We start from the raw sequence: 15,077 nt of genomic DNA, 5'->3' as shown, positions 1-15,077 counted from the left end.
ACACAGACACCGCGCCTCCTGAAGGCCGATCTCGGAGAAGACTCATGACGAACGTCGCGCCCCTCACGGAGGCCGCGGTCGCGGATCCGACCGCCGAGCTCGCGTCGGCGTCCGCCGACAGCGGCAAGCCGCCCCGCTCGCCCTGGCGGCTGATGCTGCCGACCATGACGCCGTGGCTCGCCACCGGCCTCGCCCTGATCGGCGTGATCGTGCTGTTCGGCGTCGTGGGCCCGTTCTTCGTCGGCGACCCGGCGGCCATCCGCGACATCGGACTGACGGGACCGTCGGCCCAGCACCTCCTCGGCACCACCCAGACCGGGCAGGATGTCTTCGCGCAGCTGGCCTGGGCCACCCGGGGCTCGCTGCAGATCGGGCTGATCGTGGGCGTGCTCGCGACGGCGCTGTCGGCGTTCTTCGGGATCCTCGGCGCGTACATCGGCGGGTTCACCGACGAGGCGTTCTCGCTGTTCTCGAACGTGTTCCTGGTGATCCCCGGTCTGCCGCTCGTCATCGTGATCTCGGGCTTCGTACCGCAGGAGCAGCGCGGGCTGTGGACGATCGGCGTCGTGCTCGCCATCACCGGCTGGGCCGCGTCGTCCCGGGTGCTGCGGGCGCAGACCCTGTCGATCCGGTCGCGCGACTACGTCGCCGCGTCGCGGGTGGCGGGCGAGCGGCCGTGGCGGGTCATCACGGTGGAGATCCTGCCGAACCTGCTGCCGGTGCTCGCATCGCAGTTCGTCTTCGCGGTGATCGCCGCGATCCTCGGCGAGGCGGGGCTGTCGTTCCTCGGGCTCGGGGCGTCGAACTCGTCGACCCTCGGCACGATGCTGTTCTACGCCCAGAACGGCTTCGCGCTGCCGCTCGGCGCCTGGTGGTGGTTCGGCCCTCCCGGTCTGATCATCGCCCTGTTCGGCACCGGCCTCTCGCTGATCAACTTCTCGATCGACGAGATCATCAACCCCAAGCTCAAGAACGTCCGACTGCACCGCAAGCAGGCGCGTCGGGCCCGGAAGGCAGCACGATGACCCCCACCCAGGAGGCGCCGGTCGCGTCGCGCACGCGCACCCGCCGCGACGCCGTGCTCACCATCGATGACCTCACCGTCGTCTACGAGGTCGAGAACCCGGTCACCGCCGTGAAGGCGGCCAGCCTCACCCTCGGACCGGGGGAGATCCTCGGGCTCGCGGGCGAGTCCGGCTGCGGCAAGACGACCCTCGCCTACGCGATCAACCGGCTGCACCGGCCGCCGGCGCGCATCGCGACGGGGTCGGTGACCTTCCACGACCGCGACGGCACCGACGTCGACCTGCTCGCCCTCGAGTCGGAGGAGCTGCGGGCGTTCCGCTGGTCGAAGCTGTCGATGGTGTTCCAGGGCGCAATGAACGCCCTGAACCCCGTGACGACGGTGCGGACCCAGCTGGAGGACGTCCTGATCACGCATCGTCGCGGCATGTCGAAGAAGGAACGCCGCGAGCGGGCGGCCGAGGTGCTGACGCGCGTCGGGGTCGACCCGGTGCGCCTGTCGTCGTACCCGCACGAGCTGTCGGGCGGCATGCGGCAGCGCGTCATGATCGCCATGGCGATGCTGCTCGAGCCGCAGATCATGATCATGGACGAGCCCACCACGGCGCTCGACGTCGTCGTGCAGCGCGACATCCTGCGCGAGATCGTCCGCCTGCGCGACGAGCTCGACTTCGCCGTCATCTTCATCACGCACGACCTGCCGCTGCTGCTCGAGATCAGCGACCGGATCGCCGTGATGCTGCAGGGCGAGATCGTCGAGCTGTCGACGGCGCAGCGGATCTACACCGACGCGCAGCACCCGTACACGCGGCGGCTGCTCAGCTCGTTCCCGAGCCTCAGCGGGTCGCGCGGGGCGTTCATCCGCACCGGCGTCGACGAGGGCTCGCCCGTCGACACCGACACCCGCTCCGTCGTGCTGCCCACGCCGGACGACCTCGAGGAGGGGCCCCGATGACGAGCATCCAGATCACCGACCTGACCAAGGACTTCGCGGTCGGCTCGGGGCTGTCGCGCAAGGCCTTCCGGGCCGTCGACCACGTCTCGTTCGACCTGCTGCCGGGTCGCACCGTCGCGCTCGTCGGCGAGTCCGGCTCGGGCAAGTCGACCATCGCCCGGATGCTCGCCAAGCTCGAGAAGCCCACCTCGGGCACCATCGACGTGCAGCTCGACGACGGCACGCCCGTCATGGGGTCGCTGTACCGACGGCACGTGCAGATGGTCTTCCAGGACCCGTTCGCGTCGCTGAACCCGTTCCACTCGATCGAGCACCACGTCGCCCGACCGCTCAGGATCCACCGCCGCACCCGGGGCGCTGCACAGACGCACGAGCGGGTGCTCGAGATGCTCGAGCGCGTGAACCTGAGACCGGCCGCGGACATCGCGGCCCGGCGACCGCACGAGCTGTCGGGCGGGCAGCGGCAGCGCGTCGCCATCGCACGGGCCCTCGCGCCGGGCGCGCAGGTGCTGATCGCCGACGAGCCCGTCTCGATGCTCGACGTGTCGATCCGCCTCGGCGTGCTGAACCTGATGGGCCGACTGCAGCGGGAGGACAACCTCGCGGTGCTCTACATCACCCACGACCTGGCGACCGCCCGGCACTTCTCCGACGAGATCCTCGTGCTCTACCGCGGTCGCGTCGTCGAGCGCGGGCCCGCCGACGCCGTCATCCTCGACCCTCACCACGATTACACGAAGCTGCTCGCACTCGCGGCGCCCGACCCCGAGCGCGTGGGCAAGATCGTCTCGGACGAGGCCGCCCCCGACCGCGCCTCCCTCGACAACTCGGTGTGCTTCGACCACTACACGGGCGAGTGGGAGACGGCGCGCGAGAAGGGCGGGGCGCGTGCGCGGGTCTGACGGGGGCGGTGGCGGTGCCGGTGCCGGCTCTCGCGTCGCCTGGCCGACGGACGGGCTCTCGTTCGGCGGTGACTACAGCCCCGAGCAGTGGCCGTGGGAGGTCGTGCTCGACGACATGCGGCTGATGCGCGAGGCGGGGGTCACCCTCGTCACGCTCGGCGTGTTCTCGTGGGTGGTGCACGAGCCCCGCGAGGGCGTGTTCGACTTCACCTGGATCGACCGGATGCTCGACCTGCTGCACGAGAACGGCATCGCGGTCGACCTCGCCACCCCGACGGCCGCCGTTCCCATGTGGCTGCACCGGCTGCACCCCGAGATCCTGCCGCACGACGAGCTCGGCCACCCGCTGGCCCCCGGCGGCCGCCTCGGCTTCTGCCCGTCGTCGCCGACGTTCCGCCGCTTCGCGCTGCGCATCGTCGAGGCGCTCGCCGAGCACGTCGCCGGGCACCCCGCCGTGCGGATGTGGCACGTCGGCAACGAGCTCGGCGGCGGCAACGCCCGCTGCCACTGCCCGGTGTCGAACGAAGCGTTCCGTCGCTGGGTGGAGGCGCGCCACGGGTCGGTCGACGCGCTCAACACCGCGTGGGGCATGGCGTTCTGGGGCAACAGCTACTCGTCGTTCGACGAGGTCACGACGCCGAGCGGCGTCACGGCCCACAACCCCGGGCAGCTGCTCGACTACGAGCGGTTCTCGTCCGACGCGCTGCTCGAGTGCTACCGGGCCGAGAAGGCGGTGCTGAAGCGCGTGACGCCCGAGCTGCCGGTGACGACGAACTTCATGGTCGGGCTGGGGCCCGACGTCGTCGACTACGCGCGCTGGGCGCCCGAGGTCGACATCGCCGCGAACGACCACTACACCTACGGCCCCGATCCGCTGCGGCACGAGGAGCTCGCCTTCAGCGGGGACCGCATGCGCGGGATGTCGGGCGGCGGCCCGTGGATGCTCATGGAGCACGCGGCGGGGGCGGCGAGCTGGCACCCGATCAACCAGCCGAAGGCGCCGGGCGAGATGATCCGGCACGCGATCGCTCACCTGGGGCGCGGGTCGGACAGCGTGATGTTCTTCCAGTGGCGGGCGTCGCGGTCGGGCACCGAGCAGTTCCACTCGGCGATGCTGCCGCACGCCGGTCCGTCGTCACGGCGGTTCGCGGAGATCACGCGCCTGGGGCGTCATCTCGAGGCGCTGCGCGAGGTGCGCGGGAGCGTCGTGGTCGGCGCCCGGGTCGCGCTGCTGCACGACGACGAGGCCGGGTGGGCGCTGAAGAGCGGTCTGAAGCCGATCAACCGGCCCGATTACGCGGCGACGGCGCGGGCGATCCACACCGCACTGTTCGAGCGCGGCGTGACGGTCGACGTCGTGCCGGCCTGGCATCCGCTCGAGGCCTACGACCTGGTCGTCGTGCCGGGGCTGTTCCTCGTGTCGGACGCCGCCGCCGACGCGGTGCGACGCTTCGCGGAGGCGGGCGGCACCGTGCTCGTCACCTGGTTCTCGGGCATCGTCGACGTGAGCAACACCGTGCGGACGGGCGGCTATCCGGGTGCCTTCCGCGAGCTCCTCGGCGTGCGGGGCGAGGAGTTCTCGCCGTTGACCGACGAGCAGACCATCGAGCTCTCGACCGGCTGGCGCGCTCGGCGCTGGGCCGAGGTCGTGTCGCCGGTCGACGCCGGGACCGAGGTCGTCGCGTCGTACCGGGTGGCCGCGGACTCGGGCGTCGTCGCCGACGGAGTCGACGGCGGGCTCGCGGTGTCCCGCCGACCAGTCGGAGCGGGAGCGGCCTGGTACCTCGCGTCGGACCTCGAGCCCGAGGGGCTGGGGGAGCTGCTCGAGCGGCTGCTCGACGAGAGCGGGGTGCGGCCGGCGGCCGCCGCCTCGGCCGGTGTCGAGGTCGTCCGGCGCGCCGCGGGGGAGTCGTCCTGGCTGTTCGCGATCAACCACGGCTCCGGCGAGGGCTGGGTCGAGGCGACCGGGGTCGACCTGCTGACCGGGACCGCGTGGGAGGGGCGCGGCGTCGTGCCCGCCGGGGGCGTGGCGGTCGTCCGCGAGGAGTAGCGCCCGCCCCGCGCCGCCACCCGAGCCGCGCCTCCTCGGGTCCGCGGGCGCACCGAGGTGACCCGAAAGGTCGCCTCCGGCCCGCGGAGGCCGCCCTTTGCGTCATCTCGACGCACGGCCCGCCGCGCGCGACGCCGCGAGGGGCCGCAGGCGCCGCATCGAGGTGACGCGAAAGGGGCCCTCCGGACTGCGAAGGCACCTAGACGCGTCACTTCGATGCAGGGCCGCCCGCAGGGTGACGCGAGCCGCGCCTCCTCGGGGCCGCCGGTCAGGCCCGTCAGCCGGTCGCGAGCTCCGCGGAGAGCACAGCCTCGACGGCCTCGGCGACGGCCCGGGCCGAACCGGCGAGGTGCCAGCGGCGACCGAGATGCTCGACGATCTCGGTGCCGCCTCCCGCTCCCTCGACCAGGGCGCGCCCGGGCAGCCAGTCCCAGTCGTCGCAGTCGGCCTGCACCCACAGCCCGATCCGCCCGGCTGCCACGTCGGCCAGATCGCAGGTGCCCGAACCGCTGACCCGCACGGTCGCCGACGAGCCGAGGAGGCGCGCCATCACCGCCACGGACCTCCCGTCACCGAGATCCCCCGACTTCACGAACGTGGCCACGCCGCACTCCGCGAGGGGTCGATCGACCAGCGGTGCGACACGACGACCGTTCAGGCGCGTTCCGTCGGCGTCGGCCACCCAGGTCTCGTCGAGCGCAGGGCGGTGGACGGCGCCGGCCGCGAGCACGCCGTCGACCTCGAGGGCGACCGCGCTGCACCACGACGCCAGAGCGGACAGGAAGTTGAACGTGCCGTCGATCGGGTCCGCGACCCAGGCGCGACCGTCGCGCGACACGGACGCCGCGCCCTCCTCGCCGATCAGCCCGTCGTCGGGCCGCTCGCGCGCCAGGGTCTCGCCGATCAGCTCCTCGGCGGCGCGATCCGCCGCGCTGACCAGGTCGGCGTTCGAGGTCTTGCGCTCGGACGCGACGCCCTCGTCTCGCATCCGGATGGCGAGGTCCGCCGCTCGGCGGACGAGGTGCTCGGCGAGCTCGACGTCGTTCATCGCTCCACCCTAGGGGCCGGTGCGGCGCGTCGAGGTGACGCGAAAGGGCGCCTCCGGCCTCCGCAGGCGGCCCTTTGCGTCACCTCGACGCACGCCCCGCCGCGAGGGGCCGCAGGCCCCGCGTCGAGGTGACGCGAAAAGGGCCCCGGGGGCGCCGCAAGGCCCGCTTCGGGTCACTTCGACGCAGGGCCCGCCGCGCGGCGCCGCGACGTAACGAGTGCGTTAAGCCTCGGGCCTCGAATCGTGGATACGCCGCGACTGCCTTATCGTTCACCCGAACGATAAACCGGAAGGCCATACCCGTATGACACCGATCGTCCCCGAACACCCGCGCCCGGGCGCAGAATCCCGAGGCCCGAGCCGCCGCACCGTCCTCGCCGGCGCCGCCGGGCTCGCGAGCCTCGCCGGCCTCTTCACCCTCGCCGGCTGCGCCCCCGCCCGCAGCGACCCGACCATCCCCGAGGCCGCCGCCACCGGCACCGCGCAGCGCGGCGGTCGCCTCCGCATCGCGCGCCCCGCGGCCTCCGCCGCCGAGACCCTCGACTCGGCCAGCTCACTCTCCGCCTACGAGTACCTCGGCGCCCTCTACAACCGCCTCGTCAAGCTCGACGAGCAGGGCGTCACCGTGCCCGATCTCGCCGAGGAGTGGTCGGCCACACCCGACGGCGTCACCTGGACGTTCCGCCTGCGCAGCGGCGTGCGGTTCCACGACGGCCGCCGCTTCACCGCCGCCGACGCCATCTACTCGATCGAGCACATCCTCGACCCCGAGACCGCGTCGCCGCAGGGCGAGGTGCTCGCCGCCATGATCGGCCCCGGCAGCATGAGCGCCCCCGACCCGCTCACCCTCCGCATCGAGCTGCTCACGCCGAACGCCGAGTTCCCCTCGCTGCTGACGGCGTACCAGTGCTACATCATCCCCGAGGGCAGCGCCGACCCGGCCAACGGCCCCACGATCGGCACCACCGGCATCGGCACGGGCCCGTTCCGCCTCAGCGGGTTCGAGCCCGCGGGCACCGGCAGCATCGAGGCGTACGACGACCACTTCGCCGGCCGCCCGGCCCTCGACGGCATCGACTTCTACTCGATCCAGGACACGACGGCCCGCGTCAACGCGCTGCTCGCCGGTCAGATCGACCTCATCTCGCAGACGAACCTCGACTTCGCGACCGCGCAGGTCGTCAGCGCGTCGAGCACCGCCACGGTCGCCCGCTCGGCGAACGCGCAGTGGTACACGATCCCGATGCTGTTCACGAGCGCCGAGTTCAGCGATCCGCTGGTGCGCCAGGCGATGAAGCTCGCCTACGACCCGCAGGCGATCGTCGACACGGCCCTGCAGGGGACCGGCACCGCGGGCTGGGACAACCCCGTGCCTCCCACCCAGGCCGTCTGGCTCGACGAGCAGCGCGAGTACGACCCCGAGAAGGCCCGCGCCCTGCTGAAGAAGGCCGGCCGCGAGGGCTTCCGCACCGACATCCACACCTCGAGCTACGAGTCGGTCTTCACGCCGATGGCCGTCGCCTACCGCGACCAGGTGAAGCAGGCGGGCATCGACCTCGTCGTCAAGAACGCCAGCGCCGACTCGTACTACACGCAGATCTGGATGCAGAAGCCGCTGATGGTCAGCTACTGGTTCACCGGTCGCCCGATCGACCAGCTGCTGAACCAGATCTTCCGCACCGGCTCGTCGTACAACGAGAGCGCCTGGTCGAACCCGACCTTCGACGCCCTGCTCGACGACGCCCGCGCCGAGATGGACGACAGCCGTCGCGCCACCCTCTACCAGGACGCCCAGCGCCTGATCGTCGAGGACAGCGCCGACATGACGCCGATGTTCGGCGACCGCCTCGTCGGCATCGGTCGCGACGTCGTCAACTACCGCGAGTACGGCTTCGAGTTCGACTACCTCCAGATCGGACTGCGCGCATGAGCCCCACCGACACCCCGACCGGATCCGCCGTCGAGGCCGATCTCACGAGCCGAGGAGGCGCGCCCACGACCCCGCGCCCGTCACGCCCCGGCAGCCCGGCCCTCAGCACCCTGCTGCTCGTGCTGCGTCGCGTCGGCACCGCGCTGCTCACGGTGCTGCTCGCCTCGTTCCTCGTGTTCTTCGCCGTGCAGGCGCTGCCCGGCGACGTCGCGCAGCAGCTGCTCGGCCAGGACGCCACGCCCGAGGCCGTCGCCGCGCTGCGCGACACGCTCGGCCTCGATCAGAACGTCTGGGCCCGCTACGGCGAGTGGCTGCTCGGCGCGAGTCACGGCGACTTCGGCGTCTCGCTCGTCAGCGGCGCGCCCGTCGGCCCCGATCTGCTGATCGCGTTCCGCAACAGCATGCTGATCGCCGTGCCCGCGATGCTCGTCGGCGTCACGATCTCGCTCACCCTCGGCGTCGTCGCGGGGGTGCGTCGAGGCCGTCCGAGCGATCACGCGATCTCGCTGATCAGCCTGATCGTGATGAGCGTGCCCGAGTTCATGGTCGCGACGATCCTCGTGCTGCTGTTCGCCGTGGCGATCCCGATCTTCCCCGCGGTCGTGCTGCGCGGCGACAGCGCCACCGTCGTCGAGCTGCTGCCGAGCGTCTGGCTGCCGGCGATCGTGCTGACCCTCGCCATGGCCGCCTACATCGTGCGGACCGCGCGGTCGTCGACGATCGACGTGATGGCGTCCGAGTTCGTCACCACCGCCGAGCTGAAGGGCCTCTCGACGCGTCAGGTCGTCTGGCGTCACGCCGTGCCGAGCGCGCTGCTGCCGACCCTGAACGTGGTCGCGCTGAACGTCGCCTGGCTGCTCGGCGGCGTGGTCGTCGTCGAGAACGTCTTCAACTACCCGGGCATGGGCAAGCTCATGCTCGAGTCGGTGTTCAACCGCGATCTGCCCACGATCCAGGCGATCGCGGTCGTCAGCGCCCTGGTCTACGTCGTCTGCAACCTCGCGGCCGATCTCATCGCCCTCGCGCTCGACCCCCGACTCCGCACCCGACGGAAGGCCCGCTCATGAGCACGACGACGACGAACGGAACCGAGGAGGCGCGGGTCGCCTCGACCGGTCGACCCGACGCCCCGAAGACGGTCGGGGCGCGACTGCGCGGTCTCGCGACCGGTCTCAGCAGCAGCATCAGCGCCTCCTCGGCTCTCGGCATCGGTCTGGGGCTCATCGCGCTGCACATCGCGCTGGCCCTGCTCGCCCCGCTGATCGCCGGGCACGACCCCGTCGCGACCGACTCGACCGCGGCTCTCGCCGGTTCGAGCTGGTCGCACTGGCTCGGCACCGACCAGTACGGCCGCGACATCCTCTCGCGCACCCTGCACGGCGGGCAGTACGCGCTGCTCGTGACGTTCCTGGCGACGACGATCGCGGTGAGCATCGGCACGGTGCTCGGCTGCATCACGGCGTACGCCGACAACTGGTTCGACGAGGTCGTCATGCGCATCGTCGACGCGCTGCTCAGCGTGCCGTCGATCCTCGCGCTGCTGGTCGTCGTGACCGTGTTCGACTCGGGGCTCTGGGTCATCGTGCTCGCCGTCACCGTCGTGTACGCGCCGGCCGTGACCCGCGTCGTGCGCGGCGCCGCCCGCACCGTCATCACCCAGGACTACGTCACCGCCGCCCGCGCGCGCGGCGAGGGGTCGCTGAGCATCGTGTTCCGCGAGATCCTGCCGAACGTGCTCGACGTCGTGCTGGTCGAGTTCGCGATGCGCGCGTCGTGGATCGTGCTGCTCATCTCGACCCTGTCGTTCCTGGGGTTCGGCGCCAACCCGCCGACTCCCGACTGGGGGCTGATGGTGCAGGAGAACCGCACCGCCCTCACCGTCGTGCCGATGGGGACGCTCGCCCCCGTCGTCGCCCTCGCCACCCTCGTGATCGGCCTCAACCTCAGCGCCGACGGACTGAGCAAGACGCTCGGCGTCGACCGCGCGCAGAAGGGCGCCACCTCATGACCACCACCAGCACGAACCAGGGAGGCGCGGCGCCCGTCACCGACACCGCCTCCGCCCCCGTCGTGGTCGTCGACGACCTCTCGATCTCGTACGCCGCGGGGCGCCGCGAGGTGCCCGTCGTGCGCGGCGTCGGCTTCGAGATCGCCGCCGGCCGCGCGCTCGGACTCGTCGGAGAGAGCGGCAGCGGGAAGTCGACCGTCGCCCGCACTCTGCTGGCGCACCTGCGGCGGGGGTCGCGGATCGTCGGCGGCAGCGTCCGCGTGGCCGGCGACGACGTCTTCGCCCTCGACGAGCGGGCGAGACGCGCGCTGCGGGGCGGCACCGCGGCCCTCGTCGCCCAGAACGCCGGTCAGGCCCTCACCCCGTCGATGCGCGTCGGGCGCCAGCTGCGCGAGGCGCTCGAGAGCCACGGGCTGCCCGGCGGGCACGACCGCGTGCTCGAGCTCGTGCGTCACGTGCGCCTGCCCGACCCCGAGACGATCGTGCGCCGCTACCCCCATCAGCTCTCGGGCGGGCAGCAGCAGCGCATCGCCATCGCGATGGCCGTCGCCGCGCGGCCCCAGCTGCTCGTGCTCGACGAGCCGACCACCGCGCTCGACGTCGTGACGCAGTCGGCCGTGCTCGAGCTGATCCGCGATCTGGCGGTCGAGCTCGACATGGCGATCCTGCTGGTCAGCCACGACCTCGGCGTCGTGTCGAGCATGGCCGACGAGATCGCCGTCATGCGCGACGGCGTGATCGTCGAGCACCGGCCGACCGCCGAGCTGTTCGCCGACCCGCAGCACGAGTACACGCGCGAGCTGCTCGCGAGCATCCCGCGCGTGCACCTCGGCGACGGCGACCGGGCGGGCGAGTCGGGACGAGACGCCCGGTCGCTCCGCGGGACGCTGTCCGGGATCGCGCACGCCGCCCACGTGCGGGCCGCCCAGGTGCTCGCCGTCGCGCGGGGCGAGGAGTCCGCGGTCGATCCCGGTGCGCAGGCTGCGCCTCGTGTCGGCAGCACCGAGCCCGTCGTCGCCGCGCGCGACCTCGTCGTGCGGTACGGGCGCGGTCTGCCCGCCGCCGTCGACGGGGTGTCGCTCGAGATCGGCCGCCGCGAGACGCTCGCCGTCGTGGGGGAGTCCGGCAGCGGCAAGTCGACGCTCGCCACCGCGATGGCCGGGCTGATCCCCGCCGAGTCGGGCGCCTTCGCCTTCCGCGGAGCAGCCGGCCTGGAGGGCGACCTCACCCAGCCCGTCGGCCGACGGAGCGCCGATCTGCGACGCGCCGTGCAGCTGATCTTCCAGAACGCCGACACCTCGCTGAACCCCCGCCGCACCGTCGGCGCCGCGATCGCCCGCCCGCTCAAGCTGTTCACCGGCAGCAGCTCGCCCGACCGCGTCGCCGAGCTGCTCGTCGAGGTCGGTCTCACGCCCGACTTCGCCGCCCGCCTGCCGGCCCAGCTCTCGGGCGGCCAGCGGCAGCGCGTCGGCATCGCCCGGGCGCTCGCCGCCGGCCCCGAGCTGATCATCGCCGACGAGATCACGACCGCGCTCGACGTGCGCGTGCAGGCCGGCGTGCTCGAGCTGCTGACGCGACTCCGCGACGAGAAGGGGCTCAGCTGCCTCTTCATCAGCCACGACCTCGCCGTCGTGCGCGGAGTCGCCGACCGCGTCGCCGTGATGACCGGCGGCCGCATCGTCGAGGTCGGCCCCGCCGACCGCGTCTTCGTCGGCCCCAACCACCCCTACACCCGCACCCTGCTCGACGCCACCCTCGACCCCGGCACCACCGAGCTGCCCGGGGTCGGCGACGGCCGCGCCCGCTGGCGCGACGCCGACGGCTGGACCGACCACGGCGGCGGGCACCACGTCAAGAACTGGGAGGCACAGTGAGCATCACCCACCCGAACGACGACCGCCTGCGCGACGAGACCTCGCACGAGCGGGCCTCGCACGAGCGCGCCTCGCACGAGCGCGCCTCGCGCGAGAAGGCCTCGCACGAGCCCAGCCGCTACGACAGAGCCCTGGACGAGGAGGCGCAGGCCGGCCTCGCGACGGAGGCTCACCTCGAGCGCAGCGCGAGCCGCCGCGAGCAGACCCGCAAGGGCGGGCGGCCGTCCGACGGGACCGGTCTGTGAGCGGCGACCAGCGCCTCCTCGGCGACCCGCGCCTCCTACACGAGATCGAGGTGCGCGACGAGTGGGTGCCGCTGCCCGACGGCACGCGACTGCACGCCCGCGTCTGGGCCCCACGCGTCGAGCACCCGGTGCCCGTGCTGCTCGAGTACCTGCCGTACCGGCTCGACGACTGGACGGCTCCCCGCGACAGCGAACGGCACCCCTGGTACGCCGCCCGTGGGTACGCGTCGGTGCGCGTCGACATCCGCGGCACGGGCTCGAGCGACGGGCTGTTCGACGACGAGTACTCCGAGCAGGAGCTCGCCGACGGCATCGCCCTGATCGAGTGGCTCGCCGCGCAGCCCTGGTCGACGGGCGCGGTGGGCGCGTTCGGCATCTCGTGGGGCGGGTTCAACGCCCTGCAGCTCGCCGGTCGCGCCCCGGCCGCGCTCAAGGCGATCGTCACCGTCTGCTCGACCGACGACCGCTACGACAACGACGTGCACTACATGGGCGGCGCCGTGCTCGGCATCGACATGGCCGCGTGGGGCGGCACCATGTTCGCGTTCAACTCCCGCCCGCCGCGCCCCGAGGTGGTCGGCGCCGACTGGGTCGCGCGCTGGCGCGAGCGCCTCGAGCACAACCGGCCGATGACCCCGGTCTGGCTCGCGCACCAGGAGCGCGACGACTACTGGCGGCACGGCAGCGTCTGCGAGGACTACTCGTCGATCACCGCCGCCGTCCTCGCCGTCGGCGGCTGGGCCGACCCGTACCGCGACGCCGTGCTGCGCCTCGTCTCCGAGCTCGACGCGCCGGTCAAGGGCATCATCGGGCCCTGGTCGCACCAGTACCCCGACCGCGGGCTCGCCCCCGGCCCGGGCATCGGATTCTTGCAGGAGACCCTGCGCTGGTGGGACCGCTGGCTGCTCGACGAGCCGAACGGCGTCGACGACGAGCCGGCCCTGCGCGCCTGGATCAACGACTCCGAGCCCCCCGCGACGTACTACGCCGAGCGGACCGGGCGCTGGGTCGGCGCCGAAGGCTGGCCTTCGACCGCCACCCGGGCCCGCGTCGAGCCGCTCGAGCTGCTGACCGGCGGCGAGCACGGATTCGTCGTCGTGCGCTCGCCGCAGAGCACCGGGCTCGACGCCGGGCGGTTCTTCCCGTTCGGCAACGCCACCGACCTGCCGCCCGACCAGCGCGCGGAGGACGGCCGGTCGGTGTGCTTCGACCTCGACGTGGGGGCGTCTGCGGACGGGGCCGGCGGGGCCGGTGCGCCGCTGGACGTGCTCGGCAGCGTCGTCGTCGACCTCGCGATCACGAGCGACCGGCCCGATGCGAACGTCATCGTGCGGCTCTGCGACGTGGCGCCCGACGGCAGCTCGACGCTCGTCACCCGCGGAGTCCTCAACCTGAACAAGCGGAACGGCCGGCACCGCGACGACCCGATGGAGGTGCGGGTCGAGCAGACCGTGCGCGTCCCGCTGGTCTCGACCGGGCACTCCTTCCCGGCCGGCCACCGCCTCCGGATCGCCGTGTCATCGGCCTACTGGCCGTGGATCTGGCCGCACTCCGACGAGGCCACGCTCACCATCGACCCCCAGCGCAGCGCCGTGACGCTGCCGGTGTGGACGCGGGCGGGCGACGACGGGGTGCGCTTCGACGAGCCGACCCGCGCGACGCCGCTCGCCGTGCGGGCCCTGCCGCCCGCGTCGGATCTGCCCCAGCGCAGCGTCACGCACGACGTCGGCACGGGCGAGTGGGTGCTCGACGTCGACCCCGGCTACGGCGGCGGACGCGAGTACCCCGACGGGCTCGTCTTCACCGAAGACAGCCGCGAGACCTACCGCATCGTCGACGGCGACCCGCTGTCGGCCTCGGCGGAGTCGCGCTGGGCGATCGGACTCGAGAAGCCCGACTGGCGGGCCTGGCTCGAGACGACGTCGCACGTCTCGGCCACCCACGACGACTTCGTGATCGTCAACACGGTGCGGGCATGGGCGCGCGACGGCGGGCCGTCGACGGAAGCGGTGCTCGTCGCCGACCGGCGGTTCGAGGACGTCGTGCCGCGGACGTCGGCATGATGTCGGCGCAGGGTGCCGGGGCAGCGGGCGCCGCCGGCGGCGGGGCACGGCGGAAGCCCGCCGAACGCCGGGCGCAGATCGTCGAAGCGGCGCGCGGGGTGATCCTCCGCGAGGGGCTCGGTGCGACCCGGCTGCGCGACATCGCAGGGGAGGCAGGGGTGTCGGTCGGCACCGTCACGTATCACTTCGAGAGCGTCGCGCAGATCCTCAACGAGGTCGTCGTGCTCGAGACGGCGCGGTTCTACTCGTCGATCATCGAGGCGGTCGACGCCGAGCCCGACCCCGTCGCCGGGGTGCGGATGCTGATCGAGCCCCTGTTCGCCGCGACTGACGCGAGCGACGAGCACTGGCGTCTGTGGTCGGACTACTGGACGGCGGTCGCCCGCAAGCCCGCGGTGGCCGAGGAGTACGTCGAGCGGATCCGCGTGTGGGAGGCCTGCCTGACGCGCACGCTGCGTCGTGGGGCCGGCGGGGTGTTCCCGTCGCTCGCGGTCGGCGACGCGTCGGAGCTGGCGCTCAAGCTCGCGGCCTACAGCGACGGTGTGGCGACGCAGCTCGCTCAGAAGGCGCCGGGGCTGACCTCGGAGCTCGCCCTGGAGTGGATGTGGGTGTTCGTCGAGCACGAGACCGGCGCCCGCTGCGCCTGAACGACGAACCGCGAGGCGGACGAGAGCCGGCGTGATCGCGGCGTCTCGTCCACCTCGCGGTGCGTGATGCGGTGGGGCTGCCTACTTGAGGTCGCCGTCCTTGGCCTTCTCGGTCTGCAGACGGTCTTCGCTCATCGACTTGTCCTTCTGGCCCTGCGCGGTGAGCTCGGGGTCGTCGGTCTTCTTGCCGACGGCCTCCTCGACGTGACCGGCTGCCTTCTGGACGAAATCTTTTGCCTTGTCTCCAACGGACATGTTGTCCCCTTCGGTCTCTCGCCGGAGAGTCCCGGCAGACGTGGACGGTAGGCCGAAGCCGGGCGCCGGGACGGCCC

The 15,077-nt window shown here is 72.6% G+C and carries 13 protein-coding genes; 11 read left to right on the top strand and 2 right to left on the bottom strand.

All coding sequences use genetic code 11. From position 1 onward, the window contains the following. Positions 1 to 44 precede the first annotated feature (44 nt). Genes IFT51_RS08035 through IFT51_RS08020 form a run of 4 tightly spaced genes read left to right on the top strand, consistent with a single transcriptional unit; the run spans position 45 to position 4,930 of the window. Positions 45 to 1,025, top strand: coding sequence for an ABC transporter permease (locus IFT51_RS08035; RefSeq protein ID WP_192060531.1), 981 nt, complete (start codon positions 45 to 47; stop codon positions 1,023 to 1,025). Beyond that, positions 1,022 to 1,978, top strand: coding sequence for an ABC transporter ATP-binding protein (locus IFT51_RS08030; RefSeq protein WP_192060530.1), 957 nt, complete (start codon positions 1,022 to 1,024; stop codon positions 1,976 to 1,978). The genes IFT51_RS08035 and IFT51_RS08030 overlap by 4 nt, the downstream gene beginning before the upstream one ends. After that, complete coding sequence (locus IFT51_RS08025; RefSeq protein WP_192060529.1) at positions 1,975 to 2,880, top strand: ABC transporter ATP-binding protein; 906 nt, start codon at positions 1,975 to 1,977, stop codon at positions 2,878 to 2,880. Before IFT51_RS08030 ends, IFT51_RS08025 begins: the two co-directional genes overlap by 4 nt. Continuing rightward, positions 2,867 to 4,930, top strand: a complete 2,064-nt coding sequence (locus IFT51_RS08020) for a beta-galactosidase (RefSeq protein WP_371740737.1) — start codon at positions 2,867 to 2,869, stop codon at positions 4,928 to 4,930. Before IFT51_RS08025 ends, IFT51_RS08020 begins: the two co-directional genes overlap by 14 nt. A 277-nt stretch (positions 4,931 to 5,207) precedes the next feature. Here IFT51_RS08020 and IFT51_RS08015 read toward each other — a convergent pair whose 3' ends face one another. Next, entirely contained in the window at positions 5,208 to 5,978 is a 771-nt protein-coding gene (locus tag IFT51_RS08015; RefSeq protein WP_192060528.1) for an inositol monophosphatase family protein, read from the bottom strand. Positions 5,979 to 6,282: 304 nt separating this feature from the next. On the opposite strand from IFT51_RS08015, the gene IFT51_RS08010 reads away from it, so the two are divergent. The 7 genes from IFT51_RS08010 to IFT51_RS07980 are packed head-to-tail and all read left to right on the top strand — an operon-like array spanning position 6,283 to position 14,745. Then, a complete protein-coding gene (locus IFT51_RS08010; protein WP_192060527.1) occupies positions 6,283 to 7,908 on the top strand; it encodes an ABC transporter substrate-binding protein in 1,626 nt (541 codons plus the stop codon). Further along, positions 7,905 to 8,975 carry an ABC transporter permease gene (locus IFT51_RS08005; RefSeq protein WP_192060526.1) on the top strand — a complete coding sequence of 357 codons (1,071 nt, stop codon included), beginning with the start codon at positions 7,905 to 7,907 and terminating at the stop codon, positions 8,973 to 8,975. Before IFT51_RS08010 ends, IFT51_RS08005 begins: the two co-directional genes overlap by 4 nt. Continuing rightward, positions 8,972 to 9,916, top strand: a complete 945-nt coding sequence (locus IFT51_RS08000) for an ABC transporter permease (protein ID WP_192060525.1) — start codon at positions 8,972 to 8,974, stop codon at positions 9,914 to 9,916. The genes IFT51_RS08005 and IFT51_RS08000 overlap by 4 nt, the downstream gene beginning before the upstream one ends. After that, positions 9,913 to 11,790, top strand: a complete 1,878-nt coding sequence (locus IFT51_RS07995; protein ID WP_192060524.1) for an ABC transporter ATP-binding protein — start codon at positions 9,913 to 9,915, stop codon at positions 11,788 to 11,790. The genes IFT51_RS08000 and IFT51_RS07995 overlap by 4 nt, the downstream gene beginning before the upstream one ends. Further along, on the top strand, positions 11,787 to 12,035 hold the full coding sequence (locus IFT51_RS07990) for a hypothetical protein (protein ID WP_192060523.1): 249 nt from the start codon (positions 11,787 to 11,789) through the stop codon (positions 12,033 to 12,035). The genes IFT51_RS07995 and IFT51_RS07990 overlap by 4 nt, the downstream gene beginning before the upstream one ends. Continuing rightward, complete coding sequence (locus IFT51_RS07985; protein WP_192060522.1) at positions 12,032 to 14,098, top strand: CocE/NonD family hydrolase; 2,067 nt, start codon at positions 12,032 to 12,034, stop codon at positions 14,096 to 14,098. Before IFT51_RS07990 ends, IFT51_RS07985 begins: the two co-directional genes overlap by 4 nt. Continuing rightward, positions 14,095 to 14,745: a TetR/AcrR family transcriptional regulator gene (locus tag IFT51_RS07980; RefSeq protein ID WP_244637035.1), complete on the top strand. Its 651-nt coding sequence runs from the start codon at positions 14,095 to 14,097 to the stop codon at positions 14,743 to 14,745. The genes IFT51_RS07985 and IFT51_RS07980 overlap by 4 nt, the downstream gene beginning before the upstream one ends. A gap of 81 nt (positions 14,746 to 14,826) precedes the next feature. Here IFT51_RS07980 and IFT51_RS07975 read toward each other — a convergent pair whose 3' ends face one another. After that, complete coding sequence (locus IFT51_RS07975; RefSeq protein WP_192060521.1) at positions 14,827 to 15,000, bottom strand: CsbD family protein; 174 nt, start codon at positions 14,998 to 15,000, stop codon at positions 14,827 to 14,829. Between the last annotated feature and the right edge of the window lie 77 nt (positions 15,001 to 15,077).

The sequence above is a fragment of the Frigoribacterium sp. CFBP 13712 genome (assembly GCF_014842255.1).
Lineage (GTDB): Bacteria > Actinomycetota > Actinomycetes > Actinomycetales > Microbacteriaceae > Frigoribacterium.
The sequence above is the reverse complement of the archived record's forward strand: the minus strand, read 5'-3'. Positions and strand labels throughout refer to the sequence as shown.

Coding starts and splice junctions, on each gene's coding strand:
- IFT51_RS07975 (WP_192060521.1), bottom strand. CDS start 15,000: ATGTCCGTTGGAGACAAGGCAAAAGATTTCGTCCAGAAGGCAGCCGGT.
- IFT51_RS08035 (WP_192060531.1), top strand. CDS start 45: ATGACGAACGTCGCGCCCCTCACGGAGGCCGCGGTCGCGGATCCGACC.
- IFT51_RS08010 (WP_192060527.1), top strand. CDS start 6,283: ATGACACCGATCGTCCCCGAACACCCGCGCCCGGGCGCAGAATCCCGA.
- IFT51_RS07995 (WP_192060524.1), top strand. CDS start 9,913: ATGACCACCACCAGCACGAACCAGGGAGGCGCGGCGCCCGTCACCGAC.
- IFT51_RS08030 (WP_192060530.1), top strand. CDS start 1,022: ATGACCCCCACCCAGGAGGCGCCGGTCGCGTCGCGCACGCGCACCCGC.
- IFT51_RS08005 (WP_192060526.1), top strand. CDS start 7,905: ATGAGCCCCACCGACACCCCGACCGGATCCGCCGTCGAGGCCGATCTC.
- IFT51_RS08000 (WP_192060525.1), top strand. CDS start 8,972: ATGAGCACGACGACGACGAACGGAACCGAGGAGGCGCGGGTCGCCTCG.
- IFT51_RS07980 (WP_244637035.1), top strand. CDS start 14,095: ATGATGTCGGCGCAGGGTGCCGGGGCAGCGGGCGCCGCCGGCGGCGGG.
- IFT51_RS08025 (WP_192060529.1), top strand. CDS start 1,975: ATGACGAGCATCCAGATCACCGACCTGACCAAGGACTTCGCGGTCGGC.
- IFT51_RS08015 (WP_192060528.1), bottom strand. CDS start 5,978: ATGAACGACGTCGAGCTCGCCGAGCACCTCGTCCGCCGAGCGGCGGAC.